This window comes from Streptomyces sp. GC420 (assembly GCF_009916105.1).
Classification (GTDB): domain Bacteria; phylum Actinomycetota; class Actinomycetes; order Streptomycetales; family Streptomycetaceae; genus Streptomyces.
In genome coordinates this window covers 1-6,364 of the sequence record NZ_JAAAXQ010000414.1, presented here as the reverse complement: position 1 = coordinate 6,364, position 6,364 = coordinate 1, and the positions used below count along the sequence as shown (strand labels likewise).

General features: G+C 73.9%; 1 protein-coding gene and 2 pseudogenes. All 3 read left to right on the top strand.

Annotation, left to right across the window (positions count from 1 at the left end):
* A pseudogene (locus GUY61_RS40775) lies at window positions 1-127 on the top strand (DUF2617 family protein); the annotation flags it as partial.
* On the top strand, window positions 76-4,293 hold the full coding sequence (locus GUY61_RS32730) for an SDR family NAD(P)-dependent oxidoreductase (protein WP_398957728.1): 4,218 nt from the start codon (window positions 76-78) through the stop codon (window positions 4,291-4,293). The pseudogene GUY61_RS40775 and the gene GUY61_RS32730, both read left to right, overlap by 52 nt.
* 231 nt (window positions 4,294-4,524) lie before the next feature.
* Window positions 4,525-6,364, top strand: a pseudogene (locus GUY61_RS32725) (type I polyketide synthase); the annotation flags it as partial.

Below are 6,364 nucleotides of genomic sequence, written 5' to 3'. Positions count from 1 at the left end.
CTTCACCGCCCTCCTGGTGCAGCGTCAGGACGGCCAGGTCAGCTGGCGCACCTGGCACTCCTATCCGCAGGAGAGCTGTCTGGTCGCAACCCGTACCAGGGTCGGCGTCAGGGCGCCGGCCCCGCTCCTGCCCCCGCTCCCTGGATCATCTCCGCCCGCGGCCCCGAGGCCCTGCGCGCCCAGGCCGCACGCCTGCGGGACCACCTCACCGCCCATCCCGAGGCGGACATCGCGGACGTCGGCTGGTCCCTCGCCACCACCCGCGCGCTGCACGACGACCGGGCAGTCGTCGTGGCCTCCGACCGCGACGGGCTGCTCGACGGGCTCGGCACCCTCGCCCGGGGCGAAACCGGCGCGACGGCACTGCGGGCCCCGGCCGGCCGGCCGGGCAAGACCGCCTTCCTGCTGACCGGGCAGGGCGCACAGCGCCTGGGGATGGGCCGCGAACTCCACGCGTCCTCGCCGGTGTTCGCCGCCGCCTTCGACGAGATCTGCGCACACCTGGACCGTGAACTGGCCCAGCCGCTGAAATCGGTGCTCTTCGCTCCCGAGAGCTCCGCGAACTCGGCGCTGATCGACCAGACGGCCTTCACCCAGGCCGCGCTGTTCGCCGTCGAGACCGCCCTGTTCCGGCTCGCCGAACACCACGGCCTCACCCCCGACTACCTGCTCGGCCACTCCATCGGCGAGGTCACCGCCGCTCACCTGGCGGGTGTACTGGACCTGCCGGAGGCGGCGGTCCTCGTCGCCGAACGCGGCCGGCTGATGCAGGCCGCGCGGGAAGGCGGGGCCATGACCGCCGTCGAGGCGACCGAGGAGGAGGTGCGCACCTCACTCACCCCCTACGGCGACCGGGTGGCGGTCGCGGCGGTCAACGGACCCCGCTCCACGGTGGTCTCCGGAGACGCCGACGCCGTCGACGAGGTCGCGGACCTTTTCGGGCGCCGCGGCCGCAGGACCAAGCGACTGCCGGTCAGCCACGCCTTCCACTCCCCGCACATGGAGGAGGTGCTGGACGAGTTCCGGACGGTCGCCGGGAGCCTGACCTACCACGAGCCGCGCATCCCGATCGTCTCCAACGTCACCGGCAGGCTCGCCACGGCCGAGGAACTGGCCTCCCCCGACTACTGGGCCCGGCACGTCCGCGAGGCCGTCCGCTTCCTCGACGGCGTGCGGCTGCTGGAGGAACGCGGGGTCACCGAGTGGCTGGAGCTGGGCCCGGACGGGGTCCTGACCGCCCTCGTCCAGGACTCCCTGACCGCCGGGCCCGGCGCCGTCGCCGCCGCCCTGCGCAGGGGCCGCCCCGAGCACCGGACGTTCACCTCGGCGCTCGGCCTGCTCGCCGCGCGCGGGGCCCGGCTGCGCTGGGAGACCGTGTTCCCCGGCGCCCGGCGGACCGAGCTGCCCGGGTACGCCTTCCAGCGGCAGCGGTACTGGCTGGACGCTCCCGCCACCGTCGGCGACGCCGCCGGATTCGGGCTGGCGTCCGCAGACCACCCGCTGCTCGGCGCGGAGGTGTCGCTCGCCGACCGCGACGAGTACGTCTTCACCGGCCGGCTCTCGCACCACGCACACCCCTGGCTGGCCGACCACGCCGTCGCCGGCAGTGCTCTCCTGCCCGGCACCGGCCTGCTGGAGATCGCGCTGGCCGCCGGTGAGCGCACCGGCGCCCCCGCCGTCGGCGAACTCACCCTCGCCGCCCCGCTGACACTGCCCGACCGGGGCGGCGTGCAGGTCCAGGTGACCGTGGGCGCCGCGGACACCTCCGGAGACCGCCCCGTGCGGATCCACTCGCGGCCCGAGGGCGGCCTCACGGAAGACGACTGGACCCTTCACGCCCACGGCACGCTGCGGGCCGAGGACGCCACCCGGCCCGATGCGGCCCTCGGGGCCTGGCCGCCGCCCGGCGCCACGGAAACCGATCTGTCCGGCGCCTACGACCGGCTGGCCGCCCTGGGATACGCCTACGGACCCGCCTTCCGCAACCTGCGCAGGCTCTGGACCGCGGGCGACGACCTCTACGCGGAGGTGGCACTCGGCGCCGAGCAGCGCCCGCAGGCGGGGCGGTTCGCAGTCCATCCCGCACTCCTCGACGCCGCGCTGCACGCCCTGCTGCCCGGTGTGGCCCGGGAGAGCGGTCCGTCCCTCCTGCCGTTCTCCTGGTCCGGGGTCTCCGTCCGCGCGACGGGAGCCGCGGCACTGCGGGTACGCCTCTCCTTCACGAGCAATGACGAGGAGTCACCGGCCGTGGCGCTGACCGTGGCCGACGACACGGGGGCGCCGCTCGCCACGGCCGGGGAACTGACCCTGCGCCCGCTGTCCTCCGGGGCTCTGCCCGCACCGGGTGCGCAGGCCGACGGGCTGCTCCGGGTCGACTGGACCCCGCTGCCCGGCGGACGGGAAACCCCGGTGCCCGACGGCTGGGCCGTCGTCGGCGGCGACGCCGCGGACGCGCTCGGTCTGACGCACACCGGGCTCACCCAGTACGCCGACCTGGCAGCTGTGGGCCGTGCACTGGACGAGGGCGCACCCCCGCCGTCCGTCCTGCTCGTCCCGTACGCAGGCGGCGAGGGCACCGGCGCCGACCTGCCCGGGACGGCACGCGCCGCGCTGCGGGCCGCCCTGGCGGACATCCAGGGATGGCTGTCCGACGACCGTTTCGCCGCCACCCGGTTCGTCGCGGTCACTCGCCGCGCCGTCGCCGCCGCACCCGGCGAGGACGTGACCGACCTGGTCCACGCCCCGCTCTGGGGCCTGCTGCGCTCCGCGCAGTCCGAACATCCCGGACGTGTCCGGCTCGTCGACCTGGACGGGTCGGGGGAACCGCTCTCGGCGCTGTCCCGCGCGGTGGACAGCGGTGAACCGCAGAGCGCGGTACGGGGAACGGACGTCCTCGTACCGCGGCTGGCCCGGGTCCGGCCGCCCGCCGACGGGGACACCGCCGGGGACACCGCCGGCACGCCGCTTCCGCGGTGGGGCGACGGTGCGGTGTTGATCACGGGTGGTACGGGGGGTCTGGGTGCTCTGTTTGCCCGGCATCTGGTGGTGGAGCACGGGGTGCGGGAGTTGGTGCTGGTGAGTCGGCGTGGTGGGGATGCGCCGGGTGCGGTGGGGTTGCGGGAGGAGTTGGTGGCGCTGGGGGCGTCGCGGGTGGTGGTCGAGGCGTGTGATGTGTCGGACCGGGAGCAGGTGGCGGGGTTGGTGCGCCGGGTGGGTCCTGGGCTGTGCGGTGTGGTGCATACGGCCGGTGTGCTGGAGGACGCCACGGTGGAGGGGCTGACGGGTGAGCGGTTGGAGGCGGTGTTGCGTCCGAAGGCGGACGCGGCGTGGCATCTGCACGAGTTGACCCGTGATCTCGGTCTGAGTGCCTTTGTGCTCTTCTCCTCGGTTTCCGGTCTGCTGGGTACGGCAGGGCAGGGCAACTATGCCGCGGCGAACGCGTTTTTGGATGCGCTGGCGGTCCACCGGCAGGCCCAGGGGCTGCCGGCCCTGTCCCTCGCCTGGGGACTGTGGGACGGCACGCACGGCATGGGCGGCACCCTCGGCGAGGCCGACCTGCGCCGCCTCGCCCGCTCCGGACTGCTGCCCCTGGCCACCGACGACGCCATGGCCCTGTTCGAGGCCGCGCCCGCGGCCGGCGAGAGCGTCCTGGCGGTCACCCGGCTCGACACCCGGGCGCTGCGGGGCCGGGGCGACGACGTCCCGGCGGTGCTGCGCGGACTCGTCCGTACGGCCGGAAGGAGGCCCGCGGCCACCGCGGGCCCCGGACCGGACGGCGGCCAGGCGCTGACCGAACGGCTCGCGTCGCTGTCCGCCGCCGAACGGGACCGGGTGCTCACCGACCTGGTCCGCGCCCGGGTGGCCGCTGTGCTCGGCCACGCCGAGCACAGCGCGATCGACGCCGACCGCCCCGTGCAGGAACTGGGTTTCGACTCGCTGACCGCCGTCGAGCTGCGCAACCAGCTCGGCACCGAGACCGGGCTGCGGCTGCCCACGACGCTGGTCTTCGACCACCCCACGCCCCGGGCCCTGGCCCGGTACCTGTCGGGCGAGCTCGCCGTCGAGGAGAGCGCCCCCGAGGAGCCCGTGCTGGCCGAACTGGCCCGGCTCAGGGCCGCCATCGAGTCCGTCGCCACGGATCCGGACGCCCACGAAAGGATCACCACGCGGCTGCGTGAACTCCTCGCCGCCGCCGACACGGTGGCCGGAGCCCTGGCGGCCGACCAACGGGAGGACGACCTGGACTCGGCCACGGACGAGGAACTCTTCGCCCTCGTGGACGAACTGGACTGACCCGGCGCAAGGGCCGGCCACCGGGACCACGCGCTGACCCGGCCCGCCGAAACCACACACTGCACGGCCCACCGAGGCGGTGCGCCGGTCCGGCCCGACGCGCTGGTCCGGCGCACCGGTCCCGGCCGGCCCACCCGAGCCGGCCGACCAGGCTGATTCCCCCGGCCGGTTCGATCCGGCCGATGCCATCCACCCCATCCGACATCCGGGAGTTGAAACACCATGGCGGGCGAGGACAAGCTCCGCGACTATCTCAAGAAGGCCGTCGCCGATGCCCGTGAGGCGCGCAGGCAACTGCGCGAGATCGAGGAGAGGCGCCACGAGCCGATCGCGATCGTGGGCATGGCGTGCCGTTATCCGGGCGGGGTCGGTTCCCCCGAGGACCTGTGGCGGCTGGTCGCGGACGGAACGGACGCGGTCGGCGCGTTCCCCGCGGACCGCGGCTGGGACCTGGACGCGCTGTACGACCCGGACCCCGAGCACACGGGCACCTCCTACGGCCGCGGGGGCGGATTCCTGCACGAGGCCGACCGGTTCGACCCCGAGTTCTTCGGAATGTCGGCCCGCGAGGCCCTGGCCATGGACCCGCAGCAGCGGCTGCTGCTGGAGACCGCCTGGGAGGCCTTCGAGAACGCCGCCATCGACCCCACCACCCTGCGCGGCTCCCGTACCGGCGTCTTCACCGGGCTGATGTACAGCGACTACGGCTCCAGGCCCCATTTGCCCCAGGAGGACTTCGAGGGCTATCTCTTCAGCGGCAGCGCGGGCAGCATCGCCGCCGGCCGGCTGTCGTACACGTACGGCTTCGAGGGCTCCGCGGTCTCCGTGGACACGGCGTGCTCGTCCTCCCTGGTCGCGCTCCACCTGGCGGCGAACGCCCTGCGCAACGGCGAGTGCGACCTCGCCCTCGCGGGCGGCGTCACCGTCATGTCGACACCGGTCGCCTTCGTCGAGTTCTCCAGACTGCGCGGGCTCGCACCCGACGGGCGGTGCAAGTCCTTCGGCGCGGGCGCCGACGGTGTCGGCTGGTCGGAGGGTGTCGGTCTGCTGCTGGTGGAGCGGTTGTCGGACGCGCGGCGTAATGGTCATCGGGTGCTGGCGGTGCTGCGGGGCAGTGCGGTGAATCAGGACGGTGCGAGCAATGGTCTGACGGCGCCGAACGGTCCTTCGCAGGAGCGGGTGATCCGGCAGGCGCTGGCCGATGCGCGGTTGGCGGCGGCGGATGTGGATGTGGTGGAGGCGCATGGGACGGGGACGCGGTTGGGTGATCCGATCGAGGCGCAGGCGTTGCTGGCGACGTACGGCCAGGGGCGTGAGGAGCCGTTGTTCCTCGGGTCGTTGAAGTCGAACATCGGTCATGCGCAGGCCGCGGCCGGTGTGGGTGGTGTGATCAAGGTGGTGCAGGCGATGCGGCACGGTGTGATGCCGAGGACGCTGCATGTGGACGAGCCGTCTCCTCATGTGGACTGGGAGTCGGGCGCGGTTGAGCTGCTGACCGAGGCGCGGGAGTGGCCGCGTACGGGCCGTCCCCGCCGGGCGGGTGTCTCCTCCTTCGGCTTCGGCGGCACCAACGCCCACGTCATCATCGAGGAAGCCCCCGCCGAAACCCCTGCCGGAGTTCCCGACGAGGGCCCGGCGGTCGCCGAGGGGGAGCCGGCGCCCGCAGCCGTGCGCGTCCCCGTGCCCGTACTGCCCTGGCTGCTGTCGGGCCGTACACCGCAGGCCGTCGCCGCCCAGGCCGAACGGCTGCTGGCCCGCATCGAACAGGACACCGCCCTCGACCCGCTGGACGTGGCCTACACCCTCGCCACCGGCCGTGCCGCCCTCGGCAGCCGTGCCGCGGCCGTCGGGACCGACCGCGAGACGCTCCTGGCCGGACTGCGCACTCTCGACCCCGGTGTGGTTTCGGGTGGTGGTGTGGGGTTTGTGTTTTCGGGTCAGGGTGCTCAGCGGGTGGGGATGGGTCGTGAGTTGTATGCGGCGTATCCGGTGTTCGCGGGGGTGGTGGATGAGGTGTGTGGGGTGCTGGATCCGTTGTTGGGCGGGTCGTTGCGGGATGTGATGTTCGGGG